Origin of the sequence: Devosia sp. 919 (assembly GCF_013185965.1) — a bacterium.
Taxonomy (GTDB): Bacteria; Pseudomonadota; Alphaproteobacteria; order Rhizobiales; family Devosiaceae; genus Devosia.
In genome coordinates this window covers 1497259-1513374 of record NZ_JABAOL010000001.1, presented here as the reverse complement: position 1 = coordinate 1513374, position 16116 = coordinate 1497259, and the positions used below count along the sequence as shown (strand labels likewise).

At 62.8% G+C, this 16116-nt stretch carries 16 protein-coding genes; 5 read left to right on the top strand and 11 right to left on the bottom strand.

All coding sequences use genetic code 11. From position 1 onward, the window contains the following. Positions 1-115: 115 nt before the first annotated feature. Positions 116-1153, bottom strand: a complete 1038-nt coding sequence (locus HRQ64_RS07295; protein WP_172122798.1) for a hypothetical protein — start codon at positions 1151-1153, stop codon at positions 116-118. Positions 1154-1290: 137 nt separating this feature from the next. Here HRQ64_RS07295 and HRQ64_RS07290 point away from each other — a divergent pair, with 137 nt between their 5' ends. After that, complete coding sequence (locus HRQ64_RS07290) at positions 1291-1785, top strand: response regulator (protein ID WP_349236735.1); 495 nt, start codon at positions 1291-1293, stop codon at positions 1783-1785. A gap of 13 nt (positions 1786-1798) precedes the next feature. Here the strand turns inward: HRQ64_RS07290 and HRQ64_RS07285 are convergent, their stop codons facing one another. The 5 genes from HRQ64_RS07285 to rpiA all read right to left on the bottom strand — a co-directional run bounded on the left by HRQ64_RS07285 (position 1799) and on the right by rpiA (position 7967). Further along, entirely contained in the window at positions 1799-3700 is a 1902-nt protein-coding gene (locus HRQ64_RS07285; protein ID WP_172122796.1) for a PAS domain-containing protein, read from the bottom strand. A 101-nt stretch (positions 3701-3801) separates the two neighbouring features. Continuing rightward, positions 3802-5178 carry a 3-deoxy-7-phosphoheptulonate synthase class II gene (locus HRQ64_RS07280; protein WP_172122795.1) on the bottom strand — a complete coding sequence of 459 codons (1377 nt, stop codon included), beginning with the start codon at positions 5176-5178 and terminating at the stop codon, positions 3802-3804. A gap of 76 nt (positions 5179-5254) precedes the next feature. Then, entirely contained in the window at positions 5255-6628 is a 1374-nt protein-coding gene (gorA, locus tag HRQ64_RS07275) for a glutathione-disulfide reductase (RefSeq protein ID WP_172122794.1), read from the bottom strand. A gap of 90 nt (positions 6629-6718) precedes the next feature. Beyond that, on the bottom strand, positions 6719-7222 hold the full coding sequence (locus HRQ64_RS07270; RefSeq protein WP_164854754.1) for a DUF2059 domain-containing protein: 504 nt from the start codon (positions 7220-7222) through the stop codon (positions 6719-6721). 46 nt (positions 7223-7268) lie between these two features. Beyond that, complete coding sequence (gene rpiA, locus HRQ64_RS07265) at positions 7269-7967, bottom strand: ribose-5-phosphate isomerase RpiA (RefSeq protein ID WP_172122793.1); 699 nt, start codon at positions 7965-7967, stop codon at positions 7269-7271. Between the two features lie 155 nt (positions 7968-8122). Between rpiA and moaA the strand changes: the two genes are divergently transcribed. Then, positions 8123-9136 (top strand): GTP 3',8-cyclase MoaA, encoded by a 1014-nt coding sequence (gene moaA / locus HRQ64_RS07260; protein WP_172122792.1) that lies wholly within the window; start codon positions 8123-8125, stop codon positions 9134-9136. Here moaA and HRQ64_RS07255 read toward each other — a convergent pair. The 3 genes from HRQ64_RS07255 to HRQ64_RS07245 form a co-directional block, all read right to left on the bottom strand. After that, entirely contained in the window at positions 9123-9527 is a 405-nt protein-coding gene (locus tag HRQ64_RS07255) for a VOC family protein (protein ID WP_172122791.1), read from the bottom strand. The genes moaA and HRQ64_RS07255 overlap by 14 nt on opposite strands. Positions 9528-9529: 2 nt before the next feature. After that, positions 9530-10009, bottom strand: coding sequence for an Lrp/AsnC family transcriptional regulator (locus tag HRQ64_RS07250; RefSeq protein ID WP_127755172.1), 480 nt, complete (start codon positions 10007-10009; stop codon positions 9530-9532). A 128-nt stretch (positions 10010-10137) separates the two neighbouring features. After that, positions 10138-10659, bottom strand: coding sequence for a thermonuclease family protein (locus HRQ64_RS07245; protein ID WP_172122790.1), 522 nt, complete (start codon positions 10657-10659; stop codon positions 10138-10140). A gap of 125 nt (positions 10660-10784) precedes the next feature. Between HRQ64_RS07245 and HRQ64_RS07240 the strand changes: the two genes are divergently transcribed. Beyond that, on the top strand, positions 10785-12311 hold the full coding sequence (locus HRQ64_RS07240) for a HAMP domain-containing sensor histidine kinase (protein WP_248306941.1): 1527 nt from the start codon (positions 10785-10787) through the stop codon (positions 12309-12311). Positions 12312-12333: 22 nt separating this feature from the next. On the opposite strand, the gene cobT is transcribed toward HRQ64_RS07240, so the two are convergent. Further along, a complete protein-coding gene (cobT, locus tag HRQ64_RS07235; protein ID WP_172122789.1) occupies positions 12334-13350 on the bottom strand; it encodes a nicotinate-nucleotide--dimethylbenzimidazole phosphoribosyltransferase in 1017 nt (338 codons plus the stop codon). A gap of 59 nt (positions 13351-13409) precedes the next feature. Between cobT and HRQ64_RS07230 the strand changes: the two genes are divergently transcribed. Both HRQ64_RS07230 and HRQ64_RS07225 read left to right on the top strand, forming a co-directional pair. Further along, the gene (locus HRQ64_RS07230; RefSeq protein WP_172122788.1) at positions 13410-14216 is read left to right on the top strand and encodes an adenosylcobinamide-GDP ribazoletransferase; all 807 of its coding nucleotides are present in this window, start codon (positions 13410-13412) and stop codon (positions 14214-14216) included. 64 nt (positions 14217-14280) lie between these two features. Continuing rightward, complete coding sequence (locus HRQ64_RS07225; protein ID WP_172122787.1) at positions 14281-14967, top strand: TIGR02281 family clan AA aspartic protease; 687 nt, start codon at positions 14281-14283, stop codon at positions 14965-14967. Here HRQ64_RS07225 and dusA read toward each other — a convergent pair. After that, complete coding sequence (gene dusA, locus HRQ64_RS07220) at positions 14964-16001, bottom strand: tRNA dihydrouridine(20/20a) synthase DusA (RefSeq protein WP_172122786.1); 1038 nt, start codon at positions 15999-16001, stop codon at positions 14964-14966. The two genes, HRQ64_RS07225 and dusA, sit on opposite strands and share 4 nt — an antisense overlap. Between the last annotated feature and the right edge of the window lie 115 nt (positions 16002-16116).

Genomic DNA, 16116 nt, shown 5'->3' with positions numbered 1-16116 from the left:
TATAGGCCTATAGCTGACGCGGATACGCTCCGGCCAAGGCGAACGAAGCGCGCGCAAGCCTTACCCACTCGCCCCCGGCAGAACAAGCCGGTAACGGCTGATCACGGCCGATGGTTCAGAAGCGGCCGGCCAGCTCAAACAGGGCGCCGTAGCGGAAGAATGTAAAGGGATTGTTGGTCGAGATATAGGACTGCCGCGAAAGATTGGGCGCCGTGTATGCCGGGTCCGCCGGCGTGCCATCGGGTTGGAAGGACGGTTGCGGCGGCGTCACCGTTGCAGTGTCGAAGGTCGCGTCGTACTCACCTTGGAGATAGGAAGCCCGGCCGCCGATCCGAACCGTCAGGTTCTCGGTTGGGTGAAAGCCAACCATTAACTTGCCCGCAGCGCCATAGGCGTAGCCACCGACGCTGGCCGCAGAGGCGAGGAAAGTGTTGCCGCCGAAATCTTCGGGCACCAGGTCCAGAGTCCCGAGAGTACCGTCCACCCATGCATAGGGCAATGCTGCAGCTTCTGCAGTGATGTCGAAAGCATCCGCCACTTCGAAGCGGCTAACTAGGCCGATCTTGGCCGCGTGGATGTCGAAGTTGTTGGGCTCGCTGTCGAACCCTATGGACCAGTCTCCAGTGGAACTGGACCAGGCGATGTCGCTGGCTGAACGAGCCGTAGTGAACGAAGCGCGGCCGGTATCGGGCGATTCATTGAAGTATTGGTAGCCGATCACAGCCCCGACGCCAAAGCTCTCATTGCCGAACGGCATCATGCCGAAGTCAGCACCGACATAGCCCAACCGCGCGCCAGGGAGATCGAAGGTCCCCCCGATGCCATCCGTGGAGTAGTCCCCGCTCGTAGCAAAGGCGTAACCGACATTGGCCTCCAAGAAGGAGCGCGTGCTGTCGTCATCGATGCGGACAAAGGCCTCCCCCGAATGGGAGGTGCTTTTGATGTCCTGCTCGTAGCCCTGCAGGGACAAGGATTGCTGGCCGAGCGAATACCAGTAGCGCACGCCCGCTTCGAAACGGAGCGGATTGTCTTCGCCGATCTGCCAGTTGGTGGGATAGGCGGTCCGCATTCCCCCATAGCCGTAGTCAGCCGCAGTTGCCGGCAAGGCAACGCTTCCGGCAAGCAGGGAGGCAATGGTGAGGGTGCGCTTCATCGGAACCTCTGAGACCCGGGCCGTTCAGCCCAACGCCACATTGATGCCTTATTAGGGTTAACAGTCCGCTAAGTGTAGACAGAGACTTTTCGCTAACTATCTTAAGGTGTAATCGGGTATAGGGCTGGCGGCGACCAATCACGGCGCAACCGAAGCCGGTCGAGCGAGTTGCCCTCCAGTACCCGACGAGAGTTTGCGTGATGAGTTGCAGAATACTGGTAGTTGAAGACGAGATCTTCGTTGCCACCGAAATCGAGCATGTCATCGCGGAAATGGGGCACCAGCCGGTGGGCATTGCTGCCGACCAGCGTACGGCCCTTAGCCTCGCGGCAACGACTGACGTTGCCCTCGTGGACCTCAATCTTGAGGATGGTCCTACCGGGGCGGCCATTGGCCGGGCTCTCAGCCAAACTCATGGCGTCACCGTGCTGTTCATGACGGCCAACCCTTCGCAGCTTGGCACCGGCATTCCCGGCACCCTGGGCGTATTGCCCAAGCCGGTCACGGATAAGGAACTACGGGACGCTGTGGGCTATGCCGTGGCTCGGCGCCAGGCGCAGGAAGCTGCCCCGCCCCGTCGTTTGCAGCTGTTTGATTGGCTCGACCCCACGCACGAGCCCACGGAGTGCTGACCAAGCCGTTGCTCTAGCTCTGCAACCGCCCGGAGCGGCGCAGAGCCGTAGCAGGAAGGTCGACCTCCACCCTCAGCCCGTCCGCTTCCCAGATCCGCTCGACCTTGCCACGCATCTGGCCTTCCACGCTCAGGCTCACGAGGCGTGAGCCGAAACCTTCCGGTCGCCTCGCGCCATCAAGAACCGGACCGCCCCGCTCCTTCCAGGAGAGATGGTAGCCATCCTCGCTTACCCGGCCTTCCAGCACCACCTCCCCATCGGCGACGCTCAGCGCGCCGTATTTCGCGGCATTGGTGCCCAGCTCATGGAACAGGAGTGCAAGTGGAGTAGCCGCGCCATCATCGATCGGAGCGTCCTCACCGCGGAAGCTGACCCGCGCGGTACCCTCCCGGTGGTAGGCTTGCAGGAGGCGCTCGATCAAGGCCCAGAGTGAGCCCTGGTGTTCGGTGTCCTGTAAGCGGGCAGAATGGGGCCGGACAAAATCATGCGCCTCGCTCAGAGCGAAGATGCGCTGGCGCAGCTGATCGGCAAAAGGCTTGATCTCCGGCTGGCTGCGCGCCGACAGGCTTATGATGCCGGTTAATACCGCAAAGATGTTCTTGATTCGATGGCTCAGCTCCTGCGCCACCAGATCCCGCTCGGTGGCCGCAAGCTTGGTCTCATGGATATCGGTGAGGGTGCCGAACCAGCGTATGATACGGTCCTGGCTATCACGGATCGGCAGTGCCAAACCCAAGGTCCACCGGTACTCGCCGGTATGATGCCGCAGCCGGTACTCGATCTGGTATGGCTCGCCCGTTTCCAGGGAGTTGCGCCAGATCGCCCAGGCTCGCTGCTGATCATCGGGGTGAAACAGGTTGTTCCAGCCTTCCCCATCGGTGGAACCCTGCGGCACCCCAGTGAACTGGTACCAGCGGTCATTGTAATAGTCGTGAAAGCCGTCAGGAAGGGTCGACCACACCATCTGTGGCATGGCATTGGTCAGGGTGCGGAAGCGCAGCTCGCTTTCCGCCAGCGCGTCCGACGCACGGCGCTGCTCGGTGACATCCACCACGACCCCGGGGAAGCGGATGGCATTGCCATCGTCGCCCAAACGCGGACGCCCCGAGGCGATAACCCACCTTATCGTGCCATCAGGTCCAAGCAGGCGATATTGCGAGCGGAAGGGTGAGCCGTCTGCCAAGGCGGCCCTGATCTCGACGCCCACCCGTTCCACGTCCTCGGGGTGAATTGCCTGCATGAAGCCTTCAAGCGCGATCCCGGTCTTGGCCGTGGCCGCATCGAGATTATACATGGTGGCGAATTTTTCGTCGGCGGTGACGCTGTTGGCCACAATGTCCCAATCCCAGGTTCCCACCAGGGTTGAGCTGTTCAACGCAAGCGACAGTCGCTCCTCACTGCGGGCCACGGCACGCTCGGCCAGCACTCGGGTGGTCGTTTCCTGAACAATGCAAAGCACCGCCAAAGGGGTGCCGTCTTCCGCCAGCACAGGGCTATAATGAAGGTCCAGCCACACCGCTTCAGGCGTGCCGTTGCGATTGAGGAGCAGTTCCTGCTCCTCGAGATGCAGGGTTTCCCCGCGCAGTCCCAAGTCAATCTTGTGGCGGTTGAACTCGGCAATTTCAGGCCAGGCTTGTTCGGCGGGAAGTCCGAAGATGTGTGGGTGCCGTTCGCCGGCGAACACCGCATAGGCGTTGTTGTAGATCAGGATGCCCTGAGAGCCGATCAGCATGGCCATTGGGGTGGAGGTCGCGAGCATGACCCGGACGGCCCCCTTGAGGCTTTCCGGCCAAGCTGGAATTGGACCCAGCGGGTTGGAAGCCCAATCATAATGATTGATCAGTTTGATCGTCGGGTCCAGTTCGAGGCGGGCGCGCACCTCTGGCGATGCCGCAGGGAACAGGGATCTTGGCATGAACGACTTTCAGCAGGGTCAGCGAAGCGCTGGCATAGGACAGCAAGCCCGCCCGTCGATCAACACCCGGTCAGTGTTGATCGCGGCAGATCACGCGGCTGTTACTCGCCCGCCAGCGCGTGCTGCCGTGGCGGCTTTTGCGCATGCACCTCTTCGGCGACTAGGAAGGCCAGTTCCAGCGCCTGACTGGCGTTGAGCCGAGGGTCGCAATAAGTGTGATAGCGATCTGACAGCGAGGCCTCGGTTACTGCCGAAACGCCACCTACGCATTCGGTGACATCATCGCCCGTCATCTCAATATGGACCCCGCCGGCGTAAGTGCCCATTTCCCGATGCACTTCGAAAAAGGAGCGAACTTCCGACAACACGCGATCAAAGGGCCGCGTCTTGTAGCCCGTGGAGGCCTTGATCGTGTTGCCGTGCATTGGGTCACAGCACCAAACCACGGTACGTCCGGCGCGTTGCACGGTTTCGATCAGCCGCGGCAGGTGCTCATGCACCTTCTCCGCGCCAAACCGGCAGATCAGCGTGATGCGGCCCGCTTCATCGGTCGGGTTCAAGCGATCGAGCAGGCGCAGCAAGTCCTCACTGGCCAAGGACGGGCCGCACTTGATGCCGATCGGGTTGTGGATGCCGGCGAAATATTCCACATGGGCGCCATCGGGCTGCCGGGTGCGATCGCCGATCCAGAGCATGTGACCCGACGTGGCGTACCAGTCATTGGTAATGGAATCGCGGCGGGTCAGCGCTTCTTCATAACCGAGGAGCAGCGCTTCATGGCTGGTGAAGAAACTGGTCTGACGCAAGGCCGGGGTATTGTCCGGGTTAAGGCCGAGCGCGGCCATGAAGGTGATGGCGTCGTCGATCTTGCGCGCTACTTCCTCGTAGCGCGGATACCAGTTCGAGCCCTTCATGAACCCGACGGTCCATTCATGGATGCGGGTCAGTTCGGCATAGCCGCCCGAGGCAAAGGCACGCAGCAGGTTCAGCGTTGCCGCCGATTGCCGATAAGCCTGCAGCATGCGATCGGGGTCGGGTAGGCGGGCCCCTTCGGTGAACTCGATGGCGTTGATGATATCGCCGCGATAGGAGGGCAGTTCCACCCCATCGATAACTTCGGTATCGGCAGACCGGGGCTTGGCGAACTGGCCGGCAACGCGTCCGACCTTGACCACGGGTTTGGAGGCGCCATGGGTGAGCACCACGGCCATCTGGAGAAACACGCGGAAGAAATCGCGAATATGGTCGGCGCCGTGCTCGGCAAAGCTTTCGGCACAGTCCCCGCCTTGAAGCAGGAAGGCTTCGCCGCGCGCGACTGCCGCGAGCTTGGTCTTGAGGTCCCGTGCCTCGCCGGCAAATACCAGCGGCGGAAAGGTCGCTAACTGGCGCTCGGCTTCGGCCAGGGCAACCGGATCGGGATAGGCGGGCACCTGCAGGATGGGCTTGTCGCGCCAGCTGCCGGGGGTCCAAGTGGTCATGGGTTGTCTCGCTTTCCCGCTATCCAGATCAGGGGCGGTCTACCAAGGCCGCGCCGGCCTGCCAAGCCTTATCGGCTCAGACCTTGGCGCCGTCCCGGTAAACATAGGTCGGGCCCTTGAAGGTCACCAGTTCCTCGGCCGCGGTGGGATGAACGGCAATGGCCCGGTCGAAATCGGCCTTGCTGGCGCCCATGCTCATCGGGATGGCGACGAGCTGGATCATCTCCCCTGCCCCCGGCCCGAGGATGTGGCAGCCCAGCACCTTGCCGCCATTGGCCTCGGTGATGAGCTTGAGGATCATGCGCTCGGTGCGCGTCGAGAGGCTGTTCATCATCGGACGGAAGCGCGCGATATAAACATCGATGTCGCCATGCGTCGCGGCCTCAGCCTCGGTCAGGCCAATGGCGCCCAGTTCGGGCTCGCTAAAAACCGCGGTCGGGATCAGGGAATGATCCACGGCCAAGGGATTGTTGTTGAACACCGTTTCGGCGAAGTACCAGCCTTCGCGGATCGCAACGGGCGTCAGCGCAGCCCGCCCGGTCACGTCGCCCACTGCATAGATGGATGGGCAGGACGAGCGCGAATATTCGTCCACCGCAATGGCGCCGCCAGCGGTCAGCTCGACATCGGCCGTTTCGAGACCCAGCCCCTCGACATTGGGCCGCCGCCCCACAGCGAACATCACCGCGCCAAAAGGCGCCGTCACCCCGTCGCTGAAGGTCGCGGCGATATCATCGCCCTGCTGCACCAGCGATTTGATCGTGGTCTGGTAAATCAGCCGGATGCCGCGTTCCTGCAGCCCCGCCTCGAGCCCGCGGCGCAAGTCGTCGTCGAAGCCGCGCATCACGCAGTCGCCGCGATAAACGATGCTGGTGTTGACGCCAAGTCCGGCAAAGATGGTGGCAAATTCAACCGCGATATAGCCGCCGCCTGCGATCAGGATCGAATGGGGCAAGCGCGGCAGGTCGAAGACTTCGTTGGAGGTGATCGCCAACTCGGCGCCCGGAATATCGGGAACAATGGGCTGCCCGCCGGTGGCCACAAGGATATGGCGCGCCTGCAGATCGCGATTGGACCTCAGCAGATGCACGCCATTGGGCCCGGTCACCACCGCGCGATCCTTGATCACCTCGACGCCGGGGTTTTCCAGATTGGTGGTGTAGGCGTGCTCGAGGCGGCTGATTTCCTTTTCCTTGGCAGCCACAAGCGTGGGCCAATCAAAGGAAGCATCCACCTGCCAGCCAAAGCTGGAGGCGATGTCGAACAGCTCGTTGAAGCGGCTGGCATAGACATAGAGCTTTTTGGGTACGCAGCCCCGGATCACGCAGGTCCCGCCAACGCGGAATTCTTCGATGATAGCGGTTCGCGCGCCATAGCTGGCGGCCATCCGTGCGGCGCGGACGCCGCCGGAGCCCCCGCCGATCACGACCAGATCATATGCTTCGCTCATTGCAACGCCCCACAAGTACCGCCCCTAAATATGGAGCGGCGCATTGCATACAAAAAGACCCCGCACAAGGCGGGGTCATATGCGTCTGGATCAGATCTCGACGCCATTGGCGCGAAGCTCGCTTCGCACCTTGGCGAAGAACTCACGCTGCACATTGTTGGTGAACACCATCAAGACCCGTTGCAGGTCGGTATTCAGTTCTGAATTGGCTTGCGCCAGCTTCTGGCCGACTGGCGATTCGTAGAAGGCGACGATCTGCTGCAAGTCTTCGTTGGTGAAGCGCACCGCATAAACGCGGGCAAACTGGTCCATCAGTTCGCCCTTGCGGCCCTTGTACTCCTCCAACACCTTCGAAATGGCCTTGTCGGTGGCGTCGACCAGTTCTGGGTTCTGCTGGATGATCTGGCGCATGGTCTGCACGCCAGTTTCGACCAGGGTCACTTCATAGATAGCGGAGCGGTCCGTCAGTTCCACATATTTGCGCGCCAGCGCCAGTTGCTCGGGCGGCACTTCCTGGGCCATGGCGGGAGCGGCCAGAGCAAACAGCCCGGCGCTGAGTGTCACCGCGAGCAGCGCTTTAGCGCGCCCAGTCAAACCCCGTTTCGTCGAAAATGCCATCCTGATCGAACCTCGCTGTTGGTCAGTCCCCGCGCTGCATGGTTCTTACGCCATCCGGCGTCGCCACATAAGCGGTTTTGCACATGTTAAGAAAAAGCCCATGCTGCACCACCCCTGGTATGTCAAGGAGATCGCGCGACAGCGCTTCTGGCGTCGAAATGCGGCCAAAACAAGCATCAACGATCAGGTGACCGCCATCCGTATGGTAGGCCTGACCGTCGGCAGTATGGCGCAGCTTGGCTTGGCCCTCGGCGCCATGGGCAGTCATTACGGCGTCGAGGGCTCGCATGGTGGCGCCAAAACCAAAGGCGTTGACCTCCACCGGAAGTGCAAACCTGCCCAATTGCTCCACGACCTTGGAGCCATCGGCAATCACGATCATTGCATCCGAGGCCGCCGCTACGATCTTTTCGCGCAGCAACGCCCCGCCGGCGCCCTTGATCAAATTGAGGTGGGGGTCGATCTCGTCGGCACCGTCGACGGTGAGGTCAAGGCGATCGAGATGATCAAGGTCGCTGAGCGCGATGCCGAGGCCCATCGCCTGCTCGGCGGTGCGCTCCGAAGTCGGCACGCAGATGCACTCGAAACCCTGGGCCACTTTCTCGCCGAGCAGATCAACAAAGTGCCAAGCGGTCGAACCGGTGCCCAGGCCGAGCCGCATGCCGGGTTGAACCTGCGACAAGGCCATGCGAGCCGCTTCTCGTTTCAGATCATCGCTCACCGGCACATCCCCTGCTTTTGCGGCGGTGATGCCGGGCAATACTGCCCCGTGTCAACCCAGACCAAAGCAGGTCGCCAGAGGGATCAATGCTGCGGCCCAAGCAATTCCGGGCGAGCACGCTTTGAAATGAAGGCGAAGACGATTAGGTTGGCGCCATGACCAGCCCCGTCTCCGTTGCGCGACCGCTTGTTGATCGCTTCGGCCGCCATATTTCCTATTTGCGCATCTCGGTCACGGACCGGTGCGATTTCCGCTGCGTTTATTGCATGGCGGAAAACATGACCTTCCTGCCCAAGCGGGAAGTGCTGAGCTTTGAGGAAATCGAGACCATTGCCGCCGCTTTCGTGCAACGCGGCGTCACCAAGCTGCGCCTGACGGGCGGCGAACCCCTGGTGCGGCGCGACATTCTTGATCTGGTGCGCAGCCTGGCCCGACATCTCGAGCATGGCCTTGAAGAGCTGACCATGACCACCAATGGCAGTCAGCTCAGCCGTTTTGCCGGCGACCTCTTCAAGGCGGGCATGCGGCGGATCAATGTGTCCCTCGATACCCTTGATCCGGACCGCTTTGCGCAAATCACTCGCCGCGGCCGGATGGCCGATGTGATGGCCGGCATTGACGCCGCGCAAGCGGCGGGCCTGCAGATCAAGATCAACATGGTGGCGATGCGCGGCGTCAACGAAGACGAGATCGAGCCCATGATGGAGTGGGCGCATGGCCGGGGCATGGGCCTGACACTGATCGAAGGCATGCCGTTGGGAGAAGTTGGGCTCGACAGGGTCGACAGCTATCTACCCCTGCGTGAGCTACGCGACCGGCTGGCTCGCCGCTGGACCTTGAGCAAGCTCGACCAGCGTACCGGTGGCCCAGCCCGCTATCTGCATGTCGCTGAAACTGGGGGCGTTTTGGGCTTCATCACCCCGATGAGCCACAATTTCTGCGAAAGCTGCAACCGGGTTCGCCTGACGGCGACTGGCCAGCTGTTCCTCTGCCTCGGGCAGGAAGATCAGGTTAATCTCCGCGACGCGCTGCGCGAGGGCGGTGCTGAAGCACTCGATGCGGCGCTGGACCATGCCATGCTGATCAAGCCCAAGGGCCATGACTTCGTGATCGACCGGGCCCGGCCTGCACCGGCACTGGGGCGGCACATGTCGGTTACGGGCGGCTAGCCGCCCGTTCCGCGAGTTCGACGATGATCCCATCGGGATCACGGCAGAACGCCACCCGCTTGAACACGTCTTGGTTATGCGCGAGCCGTGGACGCTCGATGATTTCGAGCCCCTCTTCCTCGAGCCGTTGCACCACCGGGTCGATGTCGGAGAAGGCAAAGGTCATGTGGCGCATACCCGCCGTTTGCGGCGGCACATCTTGGGCTCGGCTCACCGGCTCGGCGGGCGCGAAGATTTCGAGCATGCCGCCGCCAGCATCGAGGAACGCGACTTCGCCCGAGGATGCCGGCTTGCGCAGATGCAAGCGCAATCCCAGCAGATCGCAATAGAACCAGATGGTGCGATCAAGATCGCCCGAAGTCATGCCGATATGTTCGAACCCCTGCAGCATGGCTATTTATCGTCATCGACAACGAGGGCGAAGTCCAGCGGCAAGGCGGTCGTGTACTTGATCTGCTCCATGGCGAAGCTCGAGCTCACATCGGTGAGGGCGATCTTGGTGATGAGCTTTTTGTAGAAGGTGTCGTAGGCGGCGATATCGGGCACCACGATGCGCAGGAGATAATCGATGTCTCCGCTCATGCGATAGAACTCGACCACCTCGGCGAAATCTTCGACAACCGCCGCGAATTTGCGCAGCCAGCCTTCGCTGTGCTCATTGGTCTTGACCGACACGAACACCGTGACCCCGGCATTGACCTTGACGGGATCCAGAACGGCAACGCGCCGCTTGATCACGCCTTCTTCTTCCATTTTCTGAATGCGGCGCCAGCATGGGGTCGTCGACAGCCCCACTTTGCGGCCGATTTCAGCGACCGGCATGGTCGCGTCTTTCTGCAGCAAGGTCAGTATTTTACGATCGATCTTGTCCAGCGCCATCTCGCCCCCGCGAAAACCTATTCCGTCTCCGGCCGGTTTGCCGGCCCAATTTAGGTTATTAACTGCCACATTCCAGCGAGCGCCGCAATAATCTTGCGCAAGCAGCCAGCTAACCTCAACGCCTAGAAGAACGGCAACCAGTCCCAGACCGCCTCGGCACGATCCTGCTGGTCCCGCCATTCGCGTGGCGGCACGAAGGAGCCGCTCCAGATACCCAGCCCGGCGGCCTGGGCGGCCCTTTGCTCGCGATCATAGTCACCCGACGAAAGCGCCCAACCTTCGGCGACCATCCGGCCGCCAAGATCCTGGGATCCGATGCTGCAGCGCGCGAGCAAGCGATCATATTTGTCCCGGCCTTCGGGGCGGCAGTCGAGATCACCCGAGCGCAGCAATTGCGCCATGCGGTCGCGGGCCGCTTGTCCGCAGGGCCAGTTCGCTCCGTCGCGGCGACAGGTCTGGTTGAGTTCGGGAGCGTCGAGGCCGAGCAAACGGACACGTTGCTCGCCCAAGCGCAAACTGTCCCCATCGCTGGCGCGCCCGGCGCCGCCCACCGGCGGGAGATCGGGCTCGAGCCATGCGGCCAACACCGCCACGAGGGCGAGAATCACCATTGCCGCGAGCGAGCCGCGTCGTCCGGCGAACACTCGCCTTTGCCTTAGATATCGATTCAGGACTTCACCGCCCGTTAACTACGCCATCGCTAGTGTTCAGCTGTGAGCGTAGCGAATGCGTTTCTGGTTCGCATCACTTAGTACCGAGTAAGAGTTCAATGCCGTCCTGGGCCACGATCGACGCTGACGTCCGCTCGCTTATGGGGCGTGACACCAAGCGCAACGCACAAAAGACCGTGCTGGATGCGCGCCAACGCCTGACGTCCAGTTCGGGCACTCGCGCGGCATTCGACTTCGAGCTGCTGCATGACTATGCCAGCGCCCGGCTTGCTGCGGCATTGCCAATGGCCGCCATCGTGGTCATCCTGTCCTTTGTCTCCAGTTTCTGGGTTCCGCCGCTCTTTGCCACCCTCTGGGCAGGGACGGTGCTGATCAGTCTTCTCGTGATCGTGCTGGTCGCGCGGCGCTTCAAGGCGAGCGATCCCGCCAAGTTCAATGCCGGTCAGTGGACGGCAAGCTTTGTCGCCTGCGAAACCGTTTATGGTTTGGCCTGGTCGCTGCTCGCCCTGTTCACCCTGGTTGCCAGCCCCGAGAGCCTGACCCCGGTGATGTTTGCCATGGTGCTGGTGAGCGTCGCGGCCAATGCCGTGGCCACCCACACCCTGCCGCCCGCCACCTTGATGAGCACGCTGCCGGTCACGCTCACCGTTTCGATCAACCTCATTGCCCTCGGCGGCACGCTCAACTTCATGCTCGCGGCCGTTGCGGTGTGTGGCGAGGTTTTCTTTGTTTATCTCGCGCGCCAGCTGCACGCGTCCGAACTCGAGACCGTCACCCACCAGGCGGAAAAAGACACGCTGATCGGCGAACTCGAAGAAGCCCGGCACATGTCCGATGAAGCACGGCGCCATGCCGAGCAGGCCAATATCGCCAAGTCGCAGTTTCTTGCCACGATGAGTCACGAGCTGCGCACACCGCTCAACGCCATTATCGGCTTTTCGGAAGTGCTGCAGTCCGAATTGCTGGGCCCCCATCAGGTGCCGCAATACAAGGAATATGCCGGCGACATTCACGCCAGCGGCCAGCACCTGCTCAATCTCATCAACGAGCTGCTCGATCTCAGCCGCATCGAGGCGGGCAAATATGAGCTCAATGAAGAGATCGTCTCGCTGGTCGATATCGCCGCCGATTGCCGCCGCATGATGGAACTGCGCGCCAAGGCTAAGGGCATCGAGCTGGTGTTCAATGTAGGGAACAACCTGCCGCGGCTGTGGGGCGATGAGCGCGCCATCCGCCAGGTGATCCTGAACCTGCTCAGCAATGCCATCAAGTTTACGCCCCAGAACGGCAAGATCACTCTCGTCGTGACTCGCAGCGGCGATGGCGGGCAGCTGATCTCAGTCAAGGACAACGGCCCCGGCATCCCCGAGGACGAGATTGCCACCGTGCTGTCCTCCTTCGGTCAGGGCTCGCTGGCGCAAAAGACCGCCGAACAAGGCGCGGGGCTTGGGCTGCCGATCGTCCAGAAGATCATGGAACTGCACCAGGGGCGCTTTGATCTCTTTTCCAAGGTGCGCTTTGGCACCGAAGTAATCGCGACTTTCCCCCGCGCCCGGGTCATGGATGCCCTGGCGCCAGTGGTGCAGAAAAAAGACCGGCTGCAGATTTATTCCGAAGCGGGCTGACCCGCTTCGGCGCCCTTGGCCCTCAGGCGCGGTCCGTGACCGCCGCGCTCTCGAACGTTGCCATGTTGTTGTGCAGGTGCAGCGCGGTCTTGGCCAGCACTGCGGCCAGGGCGGCGCCACTGCCCTCCCCCAGCCGCATGCCAAGATCGAGCAGCCCCGTCTGCCCCATGGCTTCAAGTGCCCGGCGGTGCCCCGGCTCGGCCGAAACATGGGCAAAGAGGCAATGATCGATCGCATTGGGATGCACGGCATGCGCGATCGCCGCCGCTGACGTTGCCACAAAGCCGTCCACGATCACCGGCACCTTTTGATGGCGCGCGGCAATGATCGCGCCCAGCATCGCCGCGATCTCGCGGCCGCCAAGCCGAGCGAGGATCGCCAGCGGATGATCCAGGTCACCCTTGTGCAAAGCCAGGGCACGGTCCACGGCATCGGCCTTGCGCGCCAGGCCGGCATCGTCCACCCCGGTGCCGCGCCCCACCCAGTCGCGCCCGCTGCCGCCGTAGAGGGCCGCATAGATCGCGGCCGCCACGGTGGTATTGCCGATGCCCATTTCCCCGATGCAGATCAGGTCGGGCTTGCCGGCGATGGCTTCCATGCCATAGGCAATGGTAGCCGCGCACATCTTGTCGTCAAGCGCCGCGGTCTGCGTGATGTCGCCCGTGGGCAGTTCCAGCGCCAGTTCGAACACGCGCAGATTGATCTCGTGCAGGGCGCAGATCTGGGAGATCGCGGCGCCCCCTTCGGTGAAATTGGCCACCATCTGCGCTGTCACTTCGCGCGGAAACGCCGATACGCCCTGGTCGGTCACCCCATGATTGCCGGCAAAGATTGTGACCATCGGGTTGTCGAGCCGCGGCTTGGCCCGCCCCTGCCAGCGCGCCAGGAACTCCACCAGCTCCTCGAGCTTGCCCATCGAGCCCGCGGGCTTGGTCAGGTGTCGCTCGCGCTCGCGCACCGCGCTGACTGCCTGCTCGTCGCCTTCCGGCAGGATCGTCAGCAGTTCGAGCACATCGGCATAGGCTGGGTGTAGGGGCATGGAGAAACCGGACAACGAGTGGTAGGGAAGGCCGGACTTCTGGCGCAGATGGGAGCGAAATGCAATTGAACGGAGCGCGACCGCGCCGCCGGCACGCCGTGCCGGCCGATCTGCTGATGGCCATCCGCTTCTTTTCGCGCCTGCCCACCGGATCTGCACCCCATGAGCTGCCACAGCTCGATCGCATGGCCCCGGTCCTGCCGCTCGCCAGCATCCTGATCGGGCTTGCACCGGCTTTCACGCTCTTTGTCGCCCCGCATTTGGGCATGCCGCCCTTGCTTGCCGCCGCTCTTGCCGTTGCCGTGCTGGTGGTTGCCGGCGGCGCCATGGCCGAGGATGCGCTGGCTGACAGCGCCGACGGGTTGTTCGGCGGCCATACGGTCGAGCGTCGGCTCGAGATCATGAAGGATAGCCGGCACGGCACCTATGGCGTCGCTGCCCTTTGCCTTTTGCTCCTGATGCGGGTCGCGGCGCTGGCGAGCCTTGCCGCTATCGATCCGCTGGGGGCCGCCATCCTCTGGCTGGGGGCGCAAGTGCTGGCCCGTTCGGGAGCATTGTGGCTCGCCGTGGCCCTGCCACCCGCCCGGCGCGACGGTGCCTCGGCCGCGGCCGGGAGTCTCAGCCGGGCCGCTTTTGCCATTGGGCTAGCCTTCGCCCTCATGCTGTTCAGCCTCAGCACTTGGCCCTTGAGCAACTGGCTCGCTCCCCTCCTTGCCCTGCCGCTTGCTGGCGTTGCAACGCTGGCCTGGGCACGGCTTTGCCGGCGCTTGCTCGGCGGTCAAACCGGCGACGTCGTGGGTGGCCTCGTCGCGCTCCTCGAGATAGTGGTGCTCGCGGTTCTCGTGTGCTTTGCCGCCGGGCCTTGAAATCGCCCCCGAGTTTTCCTTTATGCTGTGAGATGATTTGCACAGCTAGAAACAGGGCGCAGGCATGATCTTTATCGGCATCGCCCTTCTGGTTGCTGTTGGCTTGGCCGCTTTGGTGAGCAGCGACGCCGGCGCCCTGTTGGGGCTGACCCAGGCGCAAACCGCACAGCTCCTCCCCCTGCTCATTCTGCTGGTTGTGTTTGCCGGCGGTGCCTTCGGGCGCCGGCGCCGAGCCTCCGAGCTCTTCGGGGCCATGGCTCTATGGGTCGCAATTTTTGGCGTCGCCGCCCTGTCCTATAGCTATCGCGATGAACTCGTGGGCATTGCCGGGCGGGTCGCGGGTGAATTGCGCCCCGGGGTTGCCGTGGTGGATTCCGACCGAGGCACCGCGACCTTCCGCCGTGGCATGGGGGGGCATTTCGAAATCGCCGCCACGGTCAACGGCCACACCACGCCCATGATCTTCGATACGGGTGCGAGCGCGGTCGTGCTGACCCAGGCCGATGCGGAATCGGCGGGGATCGATACCAGCAAGCTGCGCTTCTCCATTCCCGTTTCCACTGCCAATGGCACCGGCCAGGCCGCGCGGGTGCGACTCGATCAAATCGAGGTCGGGGGGATTGTTCGCCAAGGCGTCGTCGCCTTTGTCGCCGAACAGAACGCGCTGGAAACCAGCCTCCTAGGCATGACCTACCTGGAAACGCTCAATCGCTACAGCGTGTCGCAGAACTCGCTGGAGTTGGTGGACTAACCCGCCATTCGCAGCGCCGAGGCGTCCAGAGCTTCCATCGCGCGCAGGATAACACTCTCGTCCGCCCCTGCCCGACAGGCATCCACGCTCAGGATCTGCCGGAACTGACGCGCTCCGGGCAGTCCATTGGCCAGGCCCAGCATATGCCGGGTCACGGCATTGACCCGCATGCCGGTACGGCGCTCGCGGGCGGCATAGTCGGCCATTGCCTGCATCACCTCGGCAAGCCTAGGCGCCGGCTCGCTGGCGCCAAAGAAGCGTTGGTCCACTTCGGCCAACAGCATGGGCGTATGATAGGCGGCCCTCCCCAGCATCACCCCGTCGGTATGGGCGAGATGAGCCTCGGCTTGTTCCAGGGTCTCGATGCCACCGTTGATCATCACCGGCAACGGCGACAATCGCGCCCGCAGCCGATACACCCGATCATAGTCCAGTGGCGGAATGGTGCGGTTTTCCTTGGGTGACAAGCCCTTCAGCCACGCCTTGCGGGCATGCACGTACAGCGCGTCGACGCCGGCTTCCACCATGGCATCGGCAAAGCGATCCAAGCCGGTTTCCGTATCCTGATCGTCGATACCGATGCGGCACTTGACCGTCACTGGCCGATCGGTGGCATCGCGCATGGCCCGCACGCATTGCGCCACCAGTTCCGGCTCGGCCATCAGGCAGGCGCCGAACCGGCCCGATTGCACCCGGTCAGAGGGGCATCCCACATTGAGATTGATCTCGGCGAAACCTGCCGCATCCGCAAGGCGCGTGGCGGCCGCAAGCTCGTGCGGGTCCGACCCACCAAGTTGCACGGCCACCGGCTGCTCAACCGGATCGAGCCGCAAGTGCCGGCTCGCATCACCATGCACCAGCGCCGCGCTCGTCACCATTTCGGTGAACAGCAACGCGCGCTTCGTCAGCAGCCGGTGAAAATAGCGACACCTGGGGTCAGTCCATTCCATCATCGGTGCCACGGAAAAGCGGCGAGCTTCGCGCAGCGAGAAGGGTTCGGTGGGGACTTGTGCTGGCGAAAGGGCAGTGTTCATGGGCCCTATTTACGCGCTTGCCCGCGTTCTTCAACCGCCAAGGGCACACCGGGCCCTCAAAACTGCGGTGCCAATAGCGCCAGCTAGCGCGCTTCTATCTTCTGCAGTACTGCAG

Bases quoted from the DNA above. Each gene is read 5' to 3' on its own strand.
- HRQ64_RS07295 (WP_172122798.1), bottom strand. From the start codon at position 1,153: ATGAAGCGCACCCTCACCATTGCCTCCCTGCTTGCCGGAAGCGTTGCC.
- HRQ64_RS07285 (WP_172122796.1), bottom strand. From the start codon at position 3,700: ATGCCAAGATCCCTGTTCCCTGCGGCATCGCCAGAGGTGCGCGCCCGC.
- HRQ64_RS07280 (WP_172122795.1), bottom strand. From the start codon at position 5,178: ATGACCACTTGGACCCCCGGCAGCTGGCGCGACAAGCCCATCCTGCAG.
- gorA (WP_172122794.1), bottom strand. From the start codon at position 6,628: ATGAGCGAAGCATATGATCTGGTCGTGATCGGCGGGGGCTCCGGCGGC.
- moaA (WP_172122792.1), top strand. From the start codon at position 8,123: ATGACCAGCCCCGTCTCCGTTGCGCGACCGCTTGTTGATCGCTTCGGC.
- HRQ64_RS07255 (WP_172122791.1), bottom strand. From the start codon at position 9,527: ATGCTGCAGGGGTTCGAACATATCGGCATGACTTCGGGCGATCTTGAT.
- HRQ64_RS07240 (WP_248306941.1), top strand. From the start codon at position 10,785: ATGCCGTCCTGGGCCACGATCGACGCTGACGTCCGCTCGCTTATGGGG.
- cobT (WP_172122789.1), bottom strand. From the start codon at position 13,350: ATGCCCCTACACCCAGCCTATGCCGATGTGCTCGAACTGCTGACGATC.
- HRQ64_RS07230 (WP_172122788.1), top strand. From the start codon at position 13,410: ATGCAATTGAACGGAGCGCGACCGCGCCGCCGGCACGCCGTGCCGGCC.
- HRQ64_RS07225 (WP_172122787.1), top strand. From the start codon at position 14,281: ATGATCTTTATCGGCATCGCCCTTCTGGTTGCTGTTGGCTTGGCCGCT.
- dusA (WP_172122786.1), bottom strand. From the start codon at position 16,001: ATGAACACTGCCCTTTCGCCAGCACAAGTCCCCACCGAACCCTTCTCG.